The following is a 19,909-nucleotide window of genomic DNA, read 5'->3' on the forward strand; positions in this document are numbered from 1 at the left end:
CGTTGAGAGCGTGGAGGCTGGCGATGTTCACGATCCGATTTGTGACGGAAGAGTACGCGCCCGGACAGACGGTGACCATGCGTTGGGGACCCGCCTGGGACGTCGACCGCGGCGGGGTCTACACCGACGGAGCCTGGCGATTCGACCTGGATGACGAGCAGTTCCCGGCCGGCATCGAGTTCAAGTTCGTGCGGGTGCCCGGAACGTGGATGGCCGGCGACAATCTCAGGCTGGCTCCCGGCGAGTTGCCGGGCGTGCACGACTACACGGCTCCGCTGGTCGTCTTTCCGCAACGCACCGAGCTCGCGATCGAGAACCCATTGGTCGCGCAGCGATTCTTTCCTCGCAACCTCACGCCCGACCACGTCTACGACGTCATCATCGTCGGCTCGGGCATGGGCGGCGGTGTGCTTGCGTCCCGGCTTGCCGACAAGGGCGCCGACGTGCTCGTCCTCGAGGCCGGGTCCTACCTCTTTCCCACCCATGTCGGAAACCTTCCGAGGCGGTTGAAGATCGGCCAGTTCGACAAGCACATCTGGTCGCTGTGGCCAGACTTCAAGGTCACCAATTATGTGAATACGCCTGGCTCGGCGTTCGCTGGAGGTCAAGCCTTCAATCTCGGCGGCCGGTCCCTGTTCTGGGGTGGTCTGATCCCGCGGCAGGCGCCCTGGGAGCTGGCCGCCTGGCCCGCCGCCGTTCGCGATTATCTGCTCACGACGGGCTACGATGCGGCCGAGCAGGCGATGAACGCGGTCGCTCCCGAGGCCTCGGCCTATCAGGCGCAGGCACGCACGTTCCTCGAGGCCGCACTGCCCGGCTACCAGGCCAGGGACGGCATGGTCGCGGTCCAGTACAAGGGGGCGCGGCGGCTCTCGATCCCGGCCGGCCTGTTCTCTACCGCAGACCTGATCATGGAGGATCGGCTGGTCGACGATCCCGGCGCCGGCCGTACCCGACCTCAGATCAACCTGAACATCGCGGTGCACTCGGTGCTGGCCGACCCCGCCGATCCCGCACGAGTCACCGGCGTCACCGGCTACGACCTGCTCGGCCGCCGGCAACGCACGTTCGCGGCGAAGACCGTGGTGCTCTCCGCAGGCACCTTGGAGTCGGCCAAGATCGCGTTGCAGAGCGGCCTGCGAGACCCGAACGGACGGATCGGGCGCGGGCTGACCGATCACACGATCCGATACCGCCACTTCACGCTTCCACCGGGGTCGCCGTATGCCAGCGCCACGGACTCGGCCAAAGTGCTGCTCCAGCACCCCGGCGCGGCGCCCGGCACTCACGCGTTCGACGTCGTCGTCGAACTCGGCGCCGACTTCAACCAGGGACGCTACGTCGACCCGGAGAACCTCGCCGAGGAACGGTCCGCGCGCAATGACTGGATGTTGTGCGAACTCGTCTTCATGACCTATGCGAATCTGGTGGAAACCAACCTATTGACGGTCACCGGCAACCCGGCGGATCCCGTCGCGGTCACGGTCGCCCCGGCTCCCGTGTCCGGGCCGGACCTGGCTGAGACCGATCAGCTGGCCGCGTCACTGTTCGACGCGCTCGGCGCGGAGCCGGTGCTCGGTGAGGGAGGGTTGTGGCTTCAGCCAGCCGATCTCGGCGGCGTCGCCCACGAGGTCGGTACCCTTCGGATGGCGGGAGACGGCACCGGCGTCGTGGATGCGGACTTGAAGTTCCTCACGTACGACAATCTCTTCGCCTGTGACAATTCTGTCTTTCCCGCCTCACCGGCGGCCAACCCCAGCCTGACCCTGGCCGCCCTCGCCCTGCGCCTTGCCGGCCACTTGGGCTGATCGGCGATGCCGCCGTCGACGGCTCGATCGGTGGTCGTCCGCCTCGACGAGCGCGGCGGACGACGGTCAAGCCAACCGCTCGAGGTCTCCTCGCGGCGAAGCGTGGGCGTCCGCGTTCGTGGTCGCTAGGGTTTGCGGGTGCCCATTCGCGAACTCGGCAGCGATGAGCTGGCGCGGCTGTACGGGCCGTGGAGCGGGCGGTTGCCCGCGGACGCCGCTCGGCTGTTCGCCAACTATCGGGGACTCTGGTGGATCGCCGGGGGTTGGGCGATCGAGGCGTTCACCGGGGTCGAGCGGCATCACGACGATCTTGATCTGGAAGTGCCGCGGGTCGATTTGCCGCAGCTACGAGGCCATCTCGCGGATCGGCTGGATGTGTGGACGGCGAGTGATGGTTCGCTCCGGCCGCTGCTACCCGGCGACGATCCTGATGGGTCCGCAGACGTGGTGCTGCCGCCCGGCTGCGGCCAGTTGTGGCTCCGGCACAGCGGGGCCGAGCCGTGGGAGTATGACGTGTTGCTGATGACCGGCGACCACGACATGTGGGAGTTCAAGCGGGATCGTCGGATCCGGCTGCCGCTGAGCGAGATCCGCTGGTTCCACGACCAGGTGCCCTACCTGCGGCCGGAAGTCCAGTTGCTGCTCAAAGCACAGGGTCTGCGAGCCAAGGATCAGGGCGACTTCGACGTGGTGCTTCCTGCTTTGGATCGTGCGCGACGGACGTGGCTGCGCGAAGCCTTGAGTTTGGCGCACCCGGGTCATCGCTGGCTGGCGGCCCTGTAGTCCTGTCGGTCGGGCCCGCGAGACCGCGCCATTGGTCGGCGAGCAGGGCATAGCTGCAGCCGTCCATCCACTGCCCGGAGGGGTGGTGGAGTGCGTCTTTGACGGTGTAGGCCTCACGACGCATGCCTACCCGTTCCATCAGCCGGGAGGAGGCGGCGTTGGCGGCGAAGCAGCTCGCTGTCGCCCGCCGGCAGGCCGAGAATGTCGAAGCAGATCCGTAGTGCCGCCTGAACTGCCTCGGTCGCGTAACCGTGACCCGTTTCCTCCGGTCGCAGCGCCCAGCCGAGCCCGTCGAGCCCGAGGCTCGGCGCACAACGAGCGGACCGTCATCCGGCCACGGGCGGAACCCGGACAGATGGTGGATGCACTCCATCGCGAGCGGCGTTAGCGTCATTGGCCGGGTCCCCGGTTCGGAGTCGCGGGCGGCCGAGGCGTCGGGGTCGGGAGGTGGGATGGTCGCGCGACCGAGGATCGACGTCGGGATGACGGTGAACGCCAAGCCGCCGCTGGCATTGGTGGAGCGTGATGTGGCTGCGGCGCAGGAGCAGGACCTGGACGCGGTGATGGTGTGGGATCACCTCCAGGACTTCTATCCGAGTGCACTGTGGGATCACGGCTTCGGGCTGTATGCGGACGAGCACGCGTCGCCCCACACCTGGTTCGACTACCAGACCCTGCTGGGTTACGTGGCCGCGCGCGCCGGCGGCTTGCGGCTCGGGGTGGGGGTCACGGAGTCGTTCCGGCGCCACCCGATCGTCATCGCCCAGGCGGCGGCGACCCTGGCGCACTTGAGCCATCGGCCGCCCATCCTCGGCATCGGTGCCGGCGAGCGGGAAAACACCGACCCGTACGGGCTCCCGTTCGACCAGCCGGTCGGCCGGCTGGAGGAGGCGGTGCAGATCATCCGTACCGCCTTCACATCCCAGGGTCCCTTCGACTTCCACGGCCGTCACTACCAACTGGACGGTGCGGTGCTCGACCTGCTTCCGCCGCCGGGTCGAACCCCGGAGATCTGGATCGCGGCACACGGGCCGCGCATGCTCCGTCTGACCGGCCGCTACGGAAACGGGTGGTACCCGTTCGCGATCGGCTCACCGGAGGACTACGCCGCCCGCCTCGGTGTGATCCGCGCTGCGGCCTCGGACGCAGGACGGGACCCGGAAACGATCACACCATCATGGACCTGCCTCACCGTGATCGGGCGCACGGAGGCGGAGGCGCGGGCGATGCTGGACACCAACCCGGTCCGGTTCTGGGGGCTGCTCTTCTCGGCGGACATCTGGCGGCTGTTCGGTGCACAGCACCCGTTCGGGCAGCAGTTTCGGGGCTACCTGGACATCCTGCCCGAGCAGTGCCGTGATCGCGAGGCGCTCGACGCGGCGATCGCGGCAGTGCCGCAGGGCCTGATCGAGTTGGCCATCTGGGGGACGCCGCCCCAGATCGTGGAGAAGCTCCGCGCATTCGGGGAGGCCGGGCTGCGCCACGTCGTCCCCTGGGTGCCGTCTGCATTGGTCTCGCCCGACGCCGCGGACTACACCCGCCGAGCGCTGGGAGAGATCTCCTTGGCCCTGCGGAACGGTGGATAGCACACCGACCGAGCCCCTTCTGCAGACGGCGCGGCATCCGACGAGTTGCCGAAGGCGGCGGCTCCGCTGCGTCCTAGCGGCTGCCGACCCGGACCGCCTTGCGAAGGTCATTGACCTTCGTGTCCCGGATGCCCACCGGCGCCAGCCCGAACGCGTGCTCGAGCGTGGTCAGGATCGACGTGGTGTCGTACGACGTGTGGTCGACCCCCGAGCTCGTCATTCCCGCCGAGACCAGCAGTGCGGGGATCCGGGTGCCCGGGCCGAACGCGTCGTACGCTCCCTTGGTCGGGCTGCCTCGTCCCGGTGGCGAGACATGGTCCCACTGGCCGCCGAACTCGTCGTAGGTCACGATCACAAGGGTGTCCTTCCCCTGGGGACCGGTGACCACCGCGTCGATGAGGTCGACGAGGTGCTTGCTGCCACTGGTGGCGCTCGCGTAGCCAGGATGCTCGTTCTCCGCGCCACAGGGCTTGACGAAACTCACCGTGGGCAGATTGCCGATCCTCGCCGCGTCGATGAAGTCGGTTTCGTCTTGCAGGTGGTGTCGACCCGGCCGCCCGGCGCTGTATGCCTTGAAGTAGTTGAACGGCTGGTGGTGGTACTGGAACAGTTTGCCCGGCGCGCCCGCCTCGGCGGCGTCCCAGCCGCCGGAGTACCACGCCCACGAGATGCCCCGGTCGGTCAGGCGATCGCCGATGTTCGGGTACTCCTCGTCGTCGATCAGTGGCATGAACGGTCCGTTGGCGTTGTACGGCCGGCTCGCGGGCTGCACCGTGTTCACGGCGAAGTTCCCGCAGCCGAGTCGGTAGTTCTCGGTGTCGACGGGATCGGCGCGATCCGCGGAGGGCGGGCATGCCACCGTGAGCTGGCGATCGAGGACCGGACCGGTGGCCACGTAGAAGGGATAGCTGGTCGGCATCCCGTTCGAGTCGACGATCGAATTGACCGGCCGGGCCGTGCCAGGAATCTCACCCGTTTGATCGACGTACGGCGCGCGTCCCGCGATCAGCCACTGGTGATTGAGGAACGAACCACCATTGGCGCCCTGGAAGAACCGATCGGCAATGACGTAGTTCGGCGCGCCGGATTCGTGCAGGTAGGTATAGATCGGCAGCTGCTTCGTGTCGTACACGCCCATCGTCAGCCCGATCGCGTCCGACCCGATGAGGTAGCGATCTTGTTTGCCATGATCGATCTGATACTTCTCCTGGTAGAAGCGGTGCACCAGGTCGCGGGTGCAGCCGCCGGTGAGCGCTCCCGGTGAGTCTTTGAGCACGCCGAACGGTGCGGACACGCCCTCTGCCGGACAGGTGTTGTCAGCTGGCTTGATGTAGTCGTCGATGGTGAACGGCCGGTTCTCGAACGCGCTCGTGATGCTGCGCGCCGCATCGACGCACGAGACCGCTTGCGGAGGCGAGGCGAGGTTGACGTCGTTCTGGGGCAGGCAGGACAGCGGGGAGGAATTCTGGGCGACCTGGGTGGCATGGGCGGGATCCGCCTGATCGACCCCCTCCACCCGCTCACCGTCGACGGATCCCCACGCGCCGAACAGATTGTCGAAACTGTGGTTCTCCTGGTAGATCACCACGATTCGCTTGTACCTGCCCAGCACCGCCCGGTCCCTCCCCGGGCGGGAGTCGTGGTGGTTGCCTGCGGACGCAACCGCGGTGACCCCGGCCGCGGCCGAGGTGCCGGAGATCGGTGCAGCGAATGCCTGCGGACCGTGTGGCACGACAGCGCTGCCGGCGATCAGGACGGCTGCCGCGACGCCGACAAGACCCGAACGACGCATGGGAGGCTCCTGTCCGGACGGCTCGGAGATCCCGGGCGGTCCTGGGGGATGGACGCACTCTCAGCTCTATCAGTCGAGCTCGCCGAACGGTATACGCAGATCTACGCAGGCCCCCAGGCGGCCGAACGGCCGGATTGCTATTCCACGCGTCGCGGTGGCGCTAGCAATCGAAGCCGGTGGACTGCCGCCCTTTCCGCGCTGTAGATCTCCTCGAGAGTTCCGCTCATCGCGACCAGGATCGCAGTGATGTCATCGGTGTCGAGGGGCGGCCGCATCGCGTAGCGACCGTGCAAGGTCCAGAGCTCCTTTGCCGCTGCGGCCCGCTCAGCGTCACCGGCATCGCCCTCCGCGACCGCGCCGGTGACGGTTGCGGTGAGTTGGCGCGCGCGGTTGAACGCAGGAACGCTGGCTGGTGCCGCAGCCTCGGCGAGAGCGTGCCACAGCTCCGCTGTCTCCAACCACCGCTCGGCCTCAGTGCCGAGCATCGGCTCGTCGAGCCACGCTGCCGCCTCAGTGAGCGAGGCCGCGAACTCGCGTCGCAGGTTGCCGCCGGTCATTCCGAACGGCTCGACGCCTTCCCACACGCTCAGCAAGGCCCGAAAAAGGCCCGCACCATCGGCGAAGACCCGAGGCCAGGCCTTCGCGGGCCGAGATGACGCCAACATTCGGGCCCACTTCCGCCACGCAGGCGCAGCGAAGGAGTCCGATCGGCCACCCAGCGTCTCGACCATATCCGTCAGGCCGGCGCTGATCGCTGCTCGTAGCCGATCGTCGGGGATCACGCAATCGCGGGTTCGAACGGCGATCATGGCGTTCCGGTAGCTGCCGACCCGGGCTCGCGCCCGGTCGAGGTTCTCACCCGTGACGCTCAACGGGGCCACGGTGCGGTCGTCCAGGCGGATCCGCCCGTCCTGCTCGGCGTAGGCGACCACCGGGTGTCCACCGTGGCCGTCGAGGGAAGCGGGTAGCTGCCAGTACCCGATCTGATAACGGTCGGGCCAGACGATGACCGGCTGCCCGGACTGCAGTTCCCGCCGGAGCTCGGCCGCCGCGCCCACGGCACCCGACGTACGCGACCAGTCCGCGTGCACACCCAGCCGGCTGATCGCCGCCGCAAGCCGTCGGTCGAAATAGTGCCCGGAGTTGGTGAACCCGAGCGTGACAATCCGGCTGTCGTCGTGTTGGAACTCCCAGAGGATGTAGCCAGCGCCGAGCCCGCCGGCAATGAGCAAGATCAACTCCTCTGACAACGGGCCCTCGGAGCCGAACACCCCTGTGTTGGCCAGCACATGTGCCAGAGCCGCCGCATCCGGATCGGACCCGCCCCGAAAGGACCAGCCGGCATCCACCAGCGGCGCGCCATGTTGCTCGGGCTTGGCCCCGACGAGCTGGGCGCGGGCGGCGGCGTACCGTTCGCCGGTGGCGGCCATCCGTTCCCGGATCCGAGCCTTGAGTTGCTTCTGGGTGGTCACATCGAAACCTCTCGGGCGCGTACCGACGCTCGACCCCACGCTCGAAACGTCGCCGCTGCCCTGCTTCAGATGTCCACATCGACTGGCTGTCCAGGAGGCTCTCGAAGTCCCCTTTGCTTCCGCGTCGCCGAGCCGCGTGGAGACTCGGTCAGGAAGTTCGGCGTCAGACCCGCCGTACCCTGAAGACTAGTGCAAGCACTAGCGCCCCTGACGTCGATGCGGGATCGTCGTGCGGTCTCGATCACGGCTGGCCGATCCACTCGGCCCAGTGGCTCGGCCGTGCGGGGCATGGTCTGCGTGCGCGTCGTTGAGCGGGGGTGAGGCATTCAGCGTCGACGGGGCTCTCGGACGCGCCGTGTCGGTGTCTGTCTGTCGGCATCGGGTGCACGGATGGCTCCGGTGTTACTCACCGTTGCGCCGCCGGCTATGGCTGCCCCGCAGAGTCGGCGGTGACCGGTGACGACGCTGACGACAGCATCGCCGTGACATCTTGGCGCGGCAGGTATGCCGCGCACCGTAGTCCGCCACCGGACGCATCCTGCAGCAGGAAGTCGCTCACCAGCGAGATGTCCGCTCCGGCACCGTCGAAGACCCAGGTAGCGGTGACGAGGAGAAGCCCTCTGCCGACGCCCGTCGCCGTCCACGTGGACAGCTGAGACGTGGACCTACCGCCGATCTTGGTGTGCCGCGCGCGGACCGCCGCGAGGAAGGCATCCCGGCTGATGATGGCGGTCGAGGACTCGGTGCCGATCAGCACATTCTCGGCGAGCATGTCGGACTGGTCCTGCCGTGCCAGATCCGTCCAGGATCGAAGGAAGGCGGAGATGCGCTCGGAGAGACGATGGTCGTTTTCGAGCGCTGAGGGTGTCGTCACCTCTATCTCATACACCGCGGGCCGGCTGAGTCGAAATCCGGACTCCATCGCCACACACTCGGACCCTCTGTGTTCTTTGTCGCGGGCCGCACATGGTGGCCGCCTTCGGTCAGCAGCGAGGGCCGGAAGCTGAGCGGTAATCAGCGGGTCCAGAAGTCTTCGGGTCGGCTGCGGGCTCTGAAGCCGAAGTAGTCGAGCAGGGCGGTGGCTTCGTGGAAGTTGGCGGCGAGGCCGGAGGTTTCGTGGTCGTCGCTGCCGAAGCTGACGGCGCGTCCGCCTTCCTCTGCCCACCATTGCGGGATCCAGGGTCGAAGGGGGCGTGCGGTGTTCATTTCAAGGGCGCGGCCGGTGCCGGCGATGGCACGCATGGCTTGTCGGAAACCGTCTTCGAACTGTCTCGGGTCGAACGGTCCGTGTTGGTCGGCAGGCCAGTAGCGGGCCGCGTAGTCGATGTGGGTGAAGACGTCGAAGTCTCCGCCGCTGACCACGGCCGAGATTTCGCCGAGGTAGGCCCAGATCACCTCGGCGGGATCCGGGAGCTGGCGGAACATCGTCACCGGCTCGCTGCGGTGGCCGGCGAAGGGCAGGGTGTGCAGCGAGCCGTTGATCCGGTCGAGGGTGGAGAAATCGACGAGAGCGGCGGCTGCCTGGCCGTCGAGATGCGGCTGGCCGAATTCGATGCCGGTGAGGATGCGGAGGTCGGGGAACTCGTGTCGGCATCGATCGATGGAGTCGAGGTAGCCGTCGATGTCGAGTGGCGGCGGTTGCATCCACCCGTCGCGGTCGATGAGCCGGCGCTGGTGCTCGGCGAAGTCGTCGGGGTCGGCTTTCCACCCGGTGATGTCGAGATGTTCGGTGAAGATGACGACCGGGACACCGATGCGGATGGCTCGTGCACAGGTGCGTCTCATCGTGCCGGCAGCCGAGGGCGAGTCCGGGCCACCGGTGTCCCAGGAGTATTCGCTATGGACGTGGGTATCTGCCGGCAGCGCTGGCATGCCTCCACCCTCGCATGCCAACCCACAAGCTCGCGGCGCGGCGACCGCCTCGGCGCCTGCCGATCGTCATGACGGTTTGAGTCCGTCGATCAACAGCTCCACTGCTGCGCGGGCTTCCAGTTGCCACTCGGGGCGATCCGTTGTCGATCCGATTCCGTGGAGGACGACCATCACCGCGCCCGGGGGAGCGTCGGCGCGGATGGTGCCGTCGACGGCCGCCGTTGCCATCAGTTCGGCGATCGTCTGCTCTAGTTCACTCCCGCCGTCGGCTTGGATGGCGGGGTTGACCAGGGCTGCAAGGGTCCGCGCCAGCGCCGCGTGTGCGATGACGTGGTCCGCGAAGCCGCGGAGGAATGCTTCGAGTGTTTCCCCGGCGGGTCGGGTCGAGGCGCGTGCGTGCTCGCAGAGCGCGGTCACCTCGTCCTGGTACACGGCTGCAGCGAGCGCTTCTCGGGTGGGGAAGTGTCGATAGAGAGTCCCGACGCCGACACCCGCGCGAATCGCGAAGTCGTCGAATCGCAGCTTCTCGTCGCGATCGAACACCTCGCGTGCGGCGGCCACGATCGCTTGCCGGTTGCGGCGGGCGTCGGCCCGCAGCCGCTTGCTTTCCGCCATCCATACCTCACGGTAATCGGAGACAACTTCCGTATCCTATCATTCGGAGATAGTCTCCAGTTATGCGGAGGTGCACATGCGGATCTTGATGTTCGGTCGTGGCGTCATCGCGACGATCTACGGTCAGGCGCTTCAGGAAGCCGGGCACGACGTGGAGTTCTACGTACGCCGTGGCCGAGCCGCCGCGTACGGTTACGAAGTCCAGCTGGACCTCGTCGACACGCGCTCCCGGCGACTGGGCGGGCGGGTTCGCCAGGTGGTCCCGACCCGCTTGCGCGAGTCTGTCGAGCCTGGTGACGGTTTCGAGCTGGTCGTGCTGAGTGTGGGCCACCATCAGCTCCCGGCCGCAGCAGAGTTCCTGGCTCCCCGCATCGGTGACGCCACGGTTCTGGTGTTCGGCAACATCTGGGACGAGCCCATCGCAGCCGTCGCGCCGCTTCCGTCCGCCCAGGTCGTATTCGGGTTCCCCCAGGCGGGCGGCGGCTTCGGCGAGGACGGCGTGCTGCACGGCGGACTGCTCGGCAGGGTCATCGTCGGTACGTCCGGTGAAGCGCCGAGCCTGCGGGAGTCAGCTGTGCAGGAAGCGTTCCGTACGGCGGGACTCGCGGTCCGGACCCAACGGGACATGCGGGGCTGGCTGTGGCTGCACTTCGTGGCTGACGCGGGCATGCATGCCGAGGGCCTTCGGCGTGGCGGTCTGGCGGCAATGATCGGGGACCGCCAGGCATTCCGTGAGGCGTTGCTGACCAGCCGCGAGTTGCTGCCCGTTCTCCAGGCTCGCGGCATCGACCTTCGTCGGCACCGTCGCAGCACGATCGGCTACCACCTATCGGCGCCGGCGGCTGCCGGCATGGCATGGGCAAGCGTCCATGTCCCGATCGCCCGGGCGAGCCTGGCGGCCCACACCGACCCGGAAGCTGCTGAGCCGCGTGCCGTCCTGCGCGATACCGTGCACGAGGCCCGCCGGCTCGGTGTCCCGGCCCCGCGCCTGGAGGCGTCGCTCCAGCTCCATCCGTGAGGGGTCAGCAGCCTGTCGTGGGTGGCGTCGACCGACAGCTCGAACCCGAGCCGGGCCGTTGTCGTCGAATGAGCTATCGAGCGATGGTGCGGCGAGGAGCGGCTACCAGGGTCACCACGACCACGAGGAAGCAGATGCAGCCCAGCGTGACGAGGGACACCGGAAACGAGTAGGCCGCGGCGAGCGCCCCGGCCGCCACCGAGCCGGACGCAGTGCCCGCGTCGAAGCCGATGTTCCAGCCTGCGCTCGCGGCCGGCAGATTCGAGCGCTCGACGGCGGCGAAGGCCGCCACCAACGTCAGGTTCTGCAGCGCGCCGTAGCACAACCCGACCACGACAGCCGCCGCAACGAGCACAGATGCGTGGTCGTGGGCGACGGCCCAGGCAGAGATCGCCATGGCGGAACCCAGGCAGACCAGTCCCGGTGCGATGAAGAGCCAGGGCCCGAGTCGGTCGGCCAGGGTGCCGATCAACCAACGCGACAACGCACTCGTGACGCCGATCGCGAACAGCACGAGGGCCGCCGTGCCGGCACTGGTGAGCTGGGGCGCGAAGGTCAGCAATGCGCCGCCCGCCATGGTCACGCTGAACAGCACCACTGTCGGGACGATGATTCCGCGGAGGCCTCGCAAGCTCACCGGAGACCTCTGGCCGGCACGCGCTGGCGGGTTGACGTCCATCGCTCGGAGCACATGCGCGAGCCGAAGGGCGGCCGGCACGCCGGCCAACGGGAGCGCTGCCAGCCAGAAGACGGGTGCGAAGCCGAAGCGGTCGACGACCGGCACCGAGCCCGGCAGCAGCACCAGGTTCGGGACGGCGACCGACAACCCGTAGATCCCGATCGCGGCACCACGGCGGTGCGACGGCACCAGCTGGACCGCCACAGTGGACCCGACGACAGTGAGAATGCCGAAACCCATGCCCCGCACGGCCGACAGCATGAGAACCCAGCCGATGCCGTCGGAGAGCAGGTAGGCCGGAGCTGGTGCGCCCAACAAGAGGAGCCCGACGACCAGCACTCGACCCGTACCCCATCGGGCCAGCGACCGGGGAACGGCAAGTTGGGTCAGCACCGTCGCAGCCAGCAAGACGGCGTTGACCAGCCCGGCGCCGGCTGCCGTCGCTCCGCCTTCCACGACCCACAAGGGGGCGACAGCGAGGAGGGCGGCGTACCCGCTGAACCCGAACATCGACATGACCGCCAACGCGAGCATCCCGGGCGCCCGCCACACGCTGGCTTGTTCCGTCACCCGCCCACGGTAGTGGGGGGGAGCGGGCCGAACCGCGCCGATAGTGTGCCGGGTGCCCGGCCGCTACTGCGGCTTCCCCCGGGGAGCGCGATCCATCGTTCGTCCTACAGCCACGCGGCCGGCCACCCAGCACAGATGTGGTCACCATAGTCAGGCGCCCTTGTTGTCGGGTACACCCCCAGGGGTGAGTGGCATCCGGCCGTAGCCGACGGGGTCACGCTGTCTGCGTCCAGGATTCTGGGCCGGTCCTCACGGTGGTGCCGGTGATGGCGGACTGCTCGATGGCCAACGAGATGTGCTCGGTGTCGAAGCCGTTCACGTCGAGGTCGTGACCGATCTGCCGCCGCACCAGCGGGCTCCCGATCAGGCTGCGCGGGGCGGCCAACCGGACGACCTCGTCGTTGTGGAGCTCGCCGGCGCATTGCACAGTGCCGATTGCTCGAGCGACATCGAGGAACATCCGCCTGCGCCACCCACTCCCGATCATCGCGAACGTCGCCATCACTCGACCGTAGTCCGCCCCCCGGCCGCGTACGGCTGCGGAGCCTGGACCGGCGCAGCGAATGGTGATTTCCGTTCAGGCGTGGAATCGTCGCCGCTATCAGGTCGATCCCGAGCTGGGAGGAACAGTGATCACCGGAGCCCACGTGATCTTGTACAGCACTGACGCGAAGGCGGATCGGGCATTTCTGCGTGACCTGTTGGGGACTCCTTCGGTCGATGCCGGTGGCGGTTGGCTCATCGTTGCGCTGCCGCCCGCTGAGATCGCCGTGCACCCGACGGCTGACATGCCGAAGCACGAGCTGTACCTGATGTGTGACGACATCGCTGGTCTGGTCAGTGAGCTCAGCGAGGATGGCGTCGCCGTGAGCGACGTCAGCGACCAAGGTTGGGGGCTGCTGGCGACGGTGGGTCTCCCCAGTGGAGGCTCGATCGGCGTCTACCAGCCCCGTCATCCGATCGCCGCCCGCGTACCTGTGTCGTAACACCACGCCACCACGGACCGGCGCGGCGGGCGTGCGGGTACTCGCCGAAGCCCGGTCGGGTCGAGGTCAGCGCCGAGCCCGATAGGTCAGGTGCTAGTTGCGCTTGCGCTGGTCCAGGGCGCGACGAATCCGACTCTCCTTCTGGCCCGTGATTCTGGCAATCAGCGGCACTCGGTAGCGATAGGCCACGACGCCGGTGACGACGAGGATGAGAAGAACGATGAAGGTCATGATTGCTCCGCGAACGGTCGGCTGGGCATTCCACGCTACGCGTGCGGGCACCGTCCGCGACCGGGGCGCGACCCCGATATTCCCCTGATCTTGCGGTGGCACATCGCGTTCGCCGGCCACGGTCGTCGCCTCTCATTGTCTCGCGCGATACTCGGCGGCGGCGATCGCCAGATGGTCGCAAACGTCGTCGATGTGGTAGATCCGCTCGTCGGGTTCGATCTGGCGCACGAATTCCGCGTAGGCGACTGCTCCGATCAGCGGGGAGAGCGGCCGCAGCAGCTCCGCCGCCCGCTCGGGCTCGCAGCCGGGCACCAGCCCCCGCCATGCCGTCATGAACCAGTCCGCGGCGGACTCGCGGTCCGCCGGGTCGAGCGGGCGGGTGAACGCCAACTCGTCGGTCATCGGGTGCGAGATGCAGGAGTCGCCCCAGTCCATGATCAGAAACCGGCCGTTCAGCCCGCGGACGTTCCCCGGGTGGAAGTCGCCGTGCGTCAGTGTCTCGGGCACACCGCAGTCGGCGATCGCCGTGGCCCGGGTGGCGAGGCCCGCCAGAAGGCGCTCGAGGTCGGCTCGATCCGTCGCGTCGAGCCCGGCCTCGTACTCGCCCACCACCTGCTCGATCCGCGGTATCTCGGCCGCCAGCCGTCGGTCCGGCACACCGAGGGCGAGCAGATCCTGGATCCGGTCCGCCCAGCCCGCCTGCACGCCGGTCAGCAGGTCCACCATCGGGGCGAGCGCCGGCCCGCGGGTTTCCATGTTGTCGCCGGGCGCGTCGGCGAGGAGCAGCCGCCCGGGCTCGGCCGCGTACACCTCTGGGGTGACCGCCGGCCCGAGCCGCTGCATCAGCGCGCCCTCGTGTGCGAAGAAGTCCGGAACGGCCTTCAGCCAGACCGGCCCACGCTCGGTCGGCAGCCGCCACAAGGTGGACAGGTTCCACGTCTTGCGCTGCTCGGGCACTCCGCGGAGGGCAATCCCGGCGGCCTCCAGGCGGTCCTGCGCCCATGCCACGAGCCGGCGCGGGCCGTCCGGGTGCGCCCAGGCCTGCCGCAGCGGTTCGGGCGCGAGCGGGTCACCCGCAGTCCAAGGCGTCAGGGGTAGTTCCGACAGGTCCGCCGCCGGGTTGATCTCGGCGAGGTAGCTGACGGTGCCACCCGGCATCCGCAGGCGAGACGTCGTGAGCAGTCTCAGTACGGTCACATCAATCCCGAACCGCTGCCGAACAGCCTCGACGACATCCCACGCCTCCGGCCACCACGGCGCCACGACTGGCATCGGCGGCAGCGCACCCCAGAGCCGATCACCGCGACGGCGATCGCGGGAGCACAGCACCACCACTGCCTCACGCCCGGCAACCTGCACGGCTAGGAGTCTAGAAACCGCGCTGGCGCCGTACTGCGGGCCTCTCGGCCACCACACCACCGGAAGCACTCGTTTCGGCCCTTGACGACCGGCGCGAGAGGTCTAGATTCGATTGAGCTTGGATGTTCTCGCGGCGGGAGACACAAGTGCCAGAAGCGTCAGCACCGGCCCAGGTCAGCGCGACTACGGGAGCGATCGGCAACCCACCCCCAGCACCCGACTACGACGACATCGTCGCCGTGATCCAGCTGTACATCGACGGGTTCAACAACTCCGACATCGACAGCTTCCACACATGCTTCCAGGAGAACGCCTGGTGGGCGTGCACGACGGCAGACGGCACCTTCGAGCAGCACCCGGTGGCCGAATCCCTCCCCACTTGGACCACTCCGGAATATCGCGGCTGCACCTACCAGATCCTCTCGGTCATCCAGGCCGGCGACGTGGCTTCGGTTTTGCTCGAGATGCACGATGTCGCCGACCCCTCCAGCGCTTGGGTCGACATCCACGCACTGCTGCGGATCGACGGCGTCTGGAAGGACATGAACAAGACCGCGACCCACGCGGACCGGGCCGCCTGGGCCGGTGCACTCGTTCCTCACTGAGTCAGGCGCGACCTCCGAGGCCACACGGAACAGCCGGACCTTCCAGCAAGGGGCGGCGCGCGTCGGCACAGCAGCCGGCACAGAGGGGCGGGCGGTCGTGGGGAACGCGTGCGGTGCTATTTGTGCTGGGGGAGAGGATCGTCGATGGCGTGATGCCTATCGAACGTGGGACAGCCCCTGGATGATCATCTGGATGTACCGATCGAGATGATCGTCGGCGGGCGCGTTGTTGGGGTTCACCTCGGTGAGCACGATGCCGGCGAACTTGGGGCTGGCCGCGATGATCTGCAGGCTGGTGATCACTTCTTGGACGGTGAGCCCCAGTGGTGCGGCGTCGGAGTTGGGCATGTTCGCCAGCGGCATGTGCATGTGTCCGAGCACGTCGACATCGAAATGAACGATGAAGCGATCGCCCGCACCCTCGATGCGCGCCTTCGCGGTCTCCGCGGCACCGCCGACGTCGGCGTGGATCAGTTCGGCTTGGATTCGCGTCAGTGCCAGTTGCTGCATCAGCACGCTCTCGAGATCCGTCGGATTGTCGGGGACGGCATCGCCGTAGAGGACGACATGCTGCGACTGGAGCAAAGGTGGCGTACCGCCGATGTCGGTGAGGACCGGGTCGCTGCCCGGTATCGCGAGCATGTGCGCCAAGCCCATGGCGTCCACATTGCCGAACTCGATGCGGCCGGGGGTGTACAGGTCGGGTCCACCGTCGAAATAGAGCAGCGCTGTTGGGGCGGCGGCGAGCCGCATGCCGGCCACGACGCCGATGGTGACCGTGCAGTCCCCACCGATCACCAGTGGCACCTGGTTTGCCTTCACTATCGAAGCGACCGCCGATGCCGTCTCGCGGGCCACGCGCGCAACCGCACCGATGTTCTGCCGGTCAGGATGGGACGGGTCCGGCACGCGCCGAAACCCGGCCACATCACCATGATCGACGACGCTTCCGCCGGACGCGGCGAGACCGGCGAGCAGACCAGCGGCCCGCAGCGCTCCTGGCGCCAAGTCCATTCCGGGCGTGTGCCCGCCCGCACTCGACGGAACTCCGAGCACCCCCCAGTGTCGTCCAGTGTTCAACACGGTGCTGATCTCATTCGGCGGACGCTACCCGGACGCACTGACAAGCCAGTCTGGCCTGCGCAACCATCAGAGGGCGGCACCACGGAGCACTCAAACGGCCTGTACGGTCACGTACCCTCGCCACTCCAGTGCTGCGGCCGGGCTGAACATGGCGTACTCGACGGTCCATCCGCCGTCCTCCTGTTGGCCGTTCGCTAGTCGTTCGAGGTCGGCGCCGATGCAGAAGTCGGTCGCCGCCAGCAGCCAGGGATGAGTTGCGACATCGGTCCGGCGGCGGCCGAGCGGTGGTCAGGCTCCAGTGACCAGCCGTAGCCGCCATCGGTGCTTCGGTAGGCGTCCAGTGCTGCGATCGGGCCGGCGGCGTCGCGTCCGCCGCACATGACGCCCAGCCGACGCCGATCGATCAGCCGGCCGTGAGTGCCGACGAAGGAGACGGGGGAATCGAGACTCCAGTTCATCTCTGCAATGGTGCCGTGCGGTTCCGACAGCAGGTCAGCAGCGTGCCACCCCCAACGCCGGCACACACGTGGTTGAGTGGCCGTGCCCGGCGCCGGCTCGCCACGAGCCGACCGTCGTACCGTGGAGCGAGTGGGGGTGGATTCCTCCGACACGGCCGAGGCGGGACCAGCTCGGGTAGCGTCGAGGAGTGTTCGAACCTCGCTCGCTCGATCCCCGCTGGGCGCCTTGTGCCTGATGTGACCCTGTCCGGCGGGCCTCTCCTCGATGGGCCCCGACGTCGGCTCGCACGTTCGGTCCGGCTGCGGATCGCCGGGCCCGACTTCGCCGCGGAACGGGTTCGGATCTGGGACGCGCCCGGCGCGCGCTGGTTCGGACCGGAGGACCCGATCTGGCTGGTTCACGACGACGCGGCGATGTTCGTCGGCGGAATTCGGGCGTTGCTGCTCCAGTCGCTGCATCCGGTCGCCATGGCGGCCGTGGCCGACCACTCGGGCTACCGCAGCGACCCGTGGGGCCGGCTGCAGCGGATCAGTCACTTCCTCGCCGTTACCACGTACGGCCCGGTCCCGGATGCGGAACGCAGCATTGATGTCGTCCGGGCCGTCCACCGCACGGTCCGTGGCACCGCGGCCGACGGCACCGCCTACTGCGCGGACGACCCGGACCTGTTGAGCTGGATCCACGTCGCCGAGGCCGACAGCTTCCTGACCGCCTACCAGGCCTTCGGTCCGCGACCCCTCTCCGATACCGAGGCCGACCGCTACGTCGCCCAGACTGCCCAGGTGGCCGCGCGGCTCGGGGTGCCGGAGCCGCCCCGGTCCCGGGCCGATATCGCTGAGCGGCTGGCCGCGTTTCGGCCGGCGCTGGCAAGCACACCTGCCGCCCGGGACGCAGCGGCGCTGCTGCTCGCTGATCCGCCCTTGACCGGTTCGGCTCGCCCCGGCTACCGCGTGCTGGCGGCCGGCGCAGTTTCCTTGCTTCCGCCGTGGGTTCGAGCCGAGCTCGGACTGCCGACCCTACCGATCACCGATCGGCTGGTGACCCGGCCGCTGGCCCGCCAGCTGCTCGGCACCCTGCGCTGGGCTCTTCAGGCCCCGATCAGCTGACAGCGGCACGGCCGAACGGACCGTTCCGCACTCAGCCGTACCGACAGACGGCCGCCCCAGGATGTCGGTTGCCCGTCTTCGGGCACGCGTCGCCCTCGGTCGTCATCGCTCGCTGCTCGGGCCGAGTGGTAGCGCAGGACGGCCCGGAAACGGGGTAGGAGATCAGCAGTGGGCCGGCCGCTAGCCGAACGCGACGCCGAACACAAACTTCCTGCTGACGTAGGCTCGATGATTGCCTGCTCAGTCGAGACAGGCTCACCGACATCACTTGTTCGGCCGGGAAGCGAGGACCGATGGCGACGCCCGATGTCCTGATCGGCAACCGCTATCGGCTCGTGCGCACACTCGGGTCGGGCGGTATGAGCGTGGTGTGGGAGGCACGCGACGAACTTCTGGATCGCCGAGTCGCCGTCAAAGAGCTGCGTCTTCAGCCCGGCCTGAGCGCAGAGGAGGCTCGGACGGTCGCCGAGCGGGCCATGCGGGAGGCGCGGATCAACGCCCGGTTGCAGCACCCGCACGCGGTGACCATCTTTGATGTCGTCGAGCACGATGGTCGGCCCTGTCTGGTGATGGAGCTGATGTCGTCGCGGACTCTTGCGGATGTAGTGCGGCAGAGCGGGTCGCACGCGTTGGAGTCGTCGTACGTCGCTCGCGTCGGGTCGCAGGTCGCTGCCGCATTGGCTGCCGCCCACCGCCTGGGCATCGTGCACCGCGACATCAAGCCGAGCAACATCCTCATCAGTGCCGACGGCCGGGCCTGCATCAGCGATTTCGGGATCTCGCGGGCGATCGGCGACACCACCTTGACCATGACCGGCATGATCAGCGGCACACCCGCGTATCTTGCGCCCGAGGTGGCTCGTGGCAGCGAGGCGACCGCGGCGTCCGACGTCTTCTCACTCGGAGCAACTCTGTATTCGGTACTGGAAGGTACCCCGCCGTTCGGCACCGACGGTAACGCGATCGCATTGCTCCACAAGGTGGCGGAGGGCGACGTACCGACACCTCGACGGGCTGGCGACCTGACTCCGCTGCTCGGTCGGATGCTCGCTCGCCAGCCGCCCGCCCGGCCGGAGATGGACCAGGTAGCGACTCTTCTGACCGAACTCGGCAGCACCGATGCTGACCATCTGAGTGAGGGCGGCACGGGCGTGTCGACAGTTGCCATCGAGCCGCCCACGGGCGCATCACGTGGAGTGGGCGTGGGAACGGCGCTCGGCGCAGGGAGTGGCGCCGCGACCGACCTGGGCGCGGGGTCGACCGTGCCGCTGAGTTCGGCGACGACGTTGCCGTCCGCCGGACGCGCCCCGGCCACGCCGGCCGAGTCAGTGCCGACTGCAGCAGCGCCATCGGCCGGCGATCCGCCTGGTCCTCCGAACCGCACGACACGGCGCGGCCGGATCACTGCGGCAGTCGCCGCTGTGACACTGATCGCAGCGGTCGCGGTGGTGGGCGTGCTGTGGCAGCACCCGCTCACACCGGGACCGGGTCCGTACGCCAGCTCGCAGCCTGGCGCGTCCCAGGCCCAGACTCACAAACCCGCCAGCAAGAAGAGCACAACCCAGGCGACTCAGGACGCCGGTTCCGGCGAGACCACGGTCACTGACGAGCAGACGACGAGCAATGCCCAGGACAAGTCGCCGAAGTCCAACGAACCCACCAAGGCACCCGCTCCCACCGGAACCTCAGAGAAGCCCGGTCCTCCGAAGCCTCCCAAGCCCACTAAGCCCGCCAAGCCCACGAAGCCCACCGACAGCGGGCCCGGCCGAGGCAACGGCAACGGCAACGGCCACAATGAATCGCGGGGGTAGGAAGGCCGCCGTTCGGCCGGTGCTCAGAAGTCACGGGATGCGGATCAAGGAACCGACGCATCGATCCCGCCAGG

General features: G+C 68.2%; 20 protein-coding genes. 8 read left to right on the forward strand and 12 right to left on the reverse strand.

Translation table 11 applies throughout. The annotated features are described in order from the left end of the window. The first annotated feature begins 41 nt into the window (after positions 1 to 41). Complete coding sequence (locus ABD747_RS26025; protein ID WP_344810070.1) at positions 42 to 1,808, forward strand: GMC oxidoreductase; 1,767 nt, start codon at positions 42 to 44, stop codon at positions 1,806 to 1,808. A 138-nt stretch (positions 1,809 to 1,946) separates the two neighbouring features. Next, entirely contained in the window at positions 1,947 to 2,591 is a 645-nt protein-coding gene (locus tag ABD747_RS26030; protein ID WP_344810071.1) for a nucleotidyltransferase domain-containing protein, read from the forward strand. 113 nt (positions 2,592 to 2,704) lie between these two features. Here ABD747_RS26030 and ABD747_RS26840 read toward each other — a convergent pair whose 3' ends face one another. Continuing rightward, positions 2,705 to 2,866, reverse strand: a complete 162-nt coding sequence (locus tag ABD747_RS26840; protein WP_425562590.1) for a GNAT family protein — start codon at positions 2,864 to 2,866, stop codon at positions 2,705 to 2,707. A gap of 177 nt (positions 2,867 to 3,043) precedes the next feature. Between ABD747_RS26840 and ABD747_RS26035 the strand changes: the two genes are divergently transcribed. After that, a complete protein-coding gene (locus ABD747_RS26035; RefSeq protein ID WP_344810072.1) occupies positions 3,044 to 4,177 on the forward strand; it encodes an LLM class flavin-dependent oxidoreductase in 1,134 nt (377 codons plus the stop codon). Between the two features lie 73 nt (positions 4,178 to 4,250). Here the strand turns inward: ABD747_RS26035 and ABD747_RS26040 are convergent, their stop codons facing one another. From ABD747_RS26040 to ABD747_RS26060, 5 genes are all read right to left on the reverse strand, one after another. Beyond that, entirely contained in the window at positions 4,251 to 5,969 is a 1,719-nt protein-coding gene (locus ABD747_RS26040) for an alkaline phosphatase family protein (RefSeq protein ID WP_344810073.1), read from the reverse strand. A 137-nt stretch (positions 5,970 to 6,106) separates the two neighbouring features. Then, positions 6,107 to 7,399, reverse strand: a complete 1,293-nt coding sequence (locus tag ABD747_RS26045) for a BtrH N-terminal domain-containing protein (protein WP_344810074.1) — start codon at positions 7,397 to 7,399, stop codon at positions 6,107 to 6,109. Positions 7,400 to 7,865: 466 nt separating this feature from the next. Further along, positions 7,866 to 8,369, reverse strand: coding sequence for a hypothetical protein (locus ABD747_RS26050; protein WP_344810075.1), 504 nt, complete (start codon positions 8,367 to 8,369; stop codon positions 7,866 to 7,868). An 86-nt stretch (positions 8,370 to 8,455) separates the two neighbouring features. Next, complete coding sequence (locus ABD747_RS26055; RefSeq protein WP_344810076.1) at positions 8,456 to 9,313, reverse strand: PHP domain-containing protein; 858 nt, start codon at positions 9,311 to 9,313, stop codon at positions 8,456 to 8,458. 66 nt (positions 9,314 to 9,379) lie between these two features. Beyond that, positions 9,380 to 9,928, reverse strand: a complete 549-nt coding sequence (locus ABD747_RS26060) for a TetR/AcrR family transcriptional regulator (RefSeq protein ID WP_344810077.1) — start codon at positions 9,926 to 9,928, stop codon at positions 9,380 to 9,382. A gap of 76 nt (positions 9,929 to 10,004) precedes the next feature. On the opposite strand from ABD747_RS26060, the gene ABD747_RS26065 reads away from it, so the two are divergent. Further along, entirely contained in the window at positions 10,005 to 10,946 is a 942-nt protein-coding gene (locus ABD747_RS26065) for a ketopantoate reductase family protein (protein ID WP_344810078.1), read from the forward strand. Between the two features lie 73 nt (positions 10,947 to 11,019). On the opposite strand, the gene ABD747_RS26070 is transcribed toward ABD747_RS26065, so the two are convergent. Together ABD747_RS26070 and ABD747_RS26075 are read right to left on the reverse strand one after the other, a co-directional pair. Beyond that, positions 11,020 to 12,195, reverse strand: a complete 1,176-nt coding sequence (locus ABD747_RS26070) for an MFS transporter (RefSeq protein ID WP_344810079.1) — start codon at positions 12,193 to 12,195, stop codon at positions 11,020 to 11,022. A gap of 214 nt (positions 12,196 to 12,409) precedes the next feature. Continuing rightward, positions 12,410 to 12,697 carry a hypothetical protein gene (locus ABD747_RS26075; RefSeq protein WP_344810080.1) on the reverse strand — a complete coding sequence of 96 codons (288 nt, stop codon included), beginning with the start codon at positions 12,695 to 12,697 and terminating at the stop codon, positions 12,410 to 12,412. Positions 12,698 to 12,758: 61 nt separating this feature from the next. Between ABD747_RS26075 and ABD747_RS26080 the strand changes: the two genes are divergently transcribed. After that, positions 12,759 to 13,181: a VOC family protein gene (locus ABD747_RS26080; RefSeq protein ID WP_344810081.1), complete on the forward strand. Its 423-nt coding sequence runs from the start codon at positions 12,759 to 12,761 to the stop codon at positions 13,179 to 13,181. A 93-nt stretch (positions 13,182 to 13,274) separates the two neighbouring features. On the opposite strand, the gene ABD747_RS26085 is transcribed toward ABD747_RS26080, so the two are convergent. After that, the gene (locus ABD747_RS26085; protein ID WP_344810082.1) at positions 13,275 to 13,412 is read right to left on the reverse strand and encodes a hypothetical protein; all 138 of its coding nucleotides are present in this window, start codon (positions 13,410 to 13,412) and stop codon (positions 13,275 to 13,277) included. Positions 13,413 to 13,544: 132 nt separating this feature from the next. Beyond that, positions 13,545 to 14,771 carry a phosphotransferase gene (locus ABD747_RS26090; RefSeq protein ID WP_344810083.1) on the reverse strand — a complete coding sequence of 409 codons (1,227 nt, stop codon included), beginning with the start codon at positions 14,769 to 14,771 and terminating at the stop codon, positions 13,545 to 13,547. Positions 14,772 to 14,917: 146 nt separating this feature from the next. On the opposite strand from ABD747_RS26090, the gene ABD747_RS26095 reads away from it, so the two are divergent. Next, on the forward strand, positions 14,918 to 15,376 hold the full coding sequence (locus ABD747_RS26095) for a nuclear transport factor 2 family protein (RefSeq protein WP_344810084.1): 459 nt from the start codon (positions 14,918 to 14,920) through the stop codon (positions 15,374 to 15,376). A gap of 156 nt (positions 15,377 to 15,532) precedes the next feature. Here the strand turns inward: ABD747_RS26095 and ABD747_RS26100 are convergent, their stop codons facing one another. After that, entirely contained in the window at positions 15,533 to 16,459 is a 927-nt protein-coding gene (locus tag ABD747_RS26100) for an arginase family protein (protein WP_344810085.1), read from the reverse strand. A 194-nt stretch (positions 16,460 to 16,653) separates the two neighbouring features. Beyond that, positions 16,654 to 16,917, reverse strand: a complete 264-nt coding sequence (locus tag ABD747_RS26105; protein WP_344810086.1) for a hypothetical protein — start codon at positions 16,915 to 16,917, stop codon at positions 16,654 to 16,656. A 228-nt stretch (positions 16,918 to 17,145) separates the two neighbouring features. On the opposite strand from ABD747_RS26105, the gene ABD747_RS26110 reads away from it, so the two are divergent. Both ABD747_RS26110 and ABD747_RS26115 read left to right on the forward strand, forming a co-directional pair. Next, the gene (locus ABD747_RS26110; protein ID WP_344810087.1) at positions 17,146 to 18,024 is read left to right on the forward strand and encodes an oxygenase MpaB family protein; all 879 of its coding nucleotides are present in this window, start codon (positions 17,146 to 17,148) and stop codon (positions 18,022 to 18,024) included. Between the two features lie 293 nt (positions 18,025 to 18,317). Next, positions 18,318 to 19,835: a serine/threonine-protein kinase gene (locus ABD747_RS26115; RefSeq protein ID WP_344810088.1), complete on the forward strand. Its 1,518-nt coding sequence runs from the start codon at positions 18,318 to 18,320 to the stop codon at positions 19,833 to 19,835. Positions 19,836 to 19,909: the final 74 nt, after the last annotated feature.

It is taken from the genome of Microlunatus ginsengisoli, assembly GCF_039537205.1.
Lineage (GTDB): Bacteria > Actinomycetota > Actinomycetes > Propionibacteriales > Propionibacteriaceae > Microlunatus > Microlunatus ginsengisoli.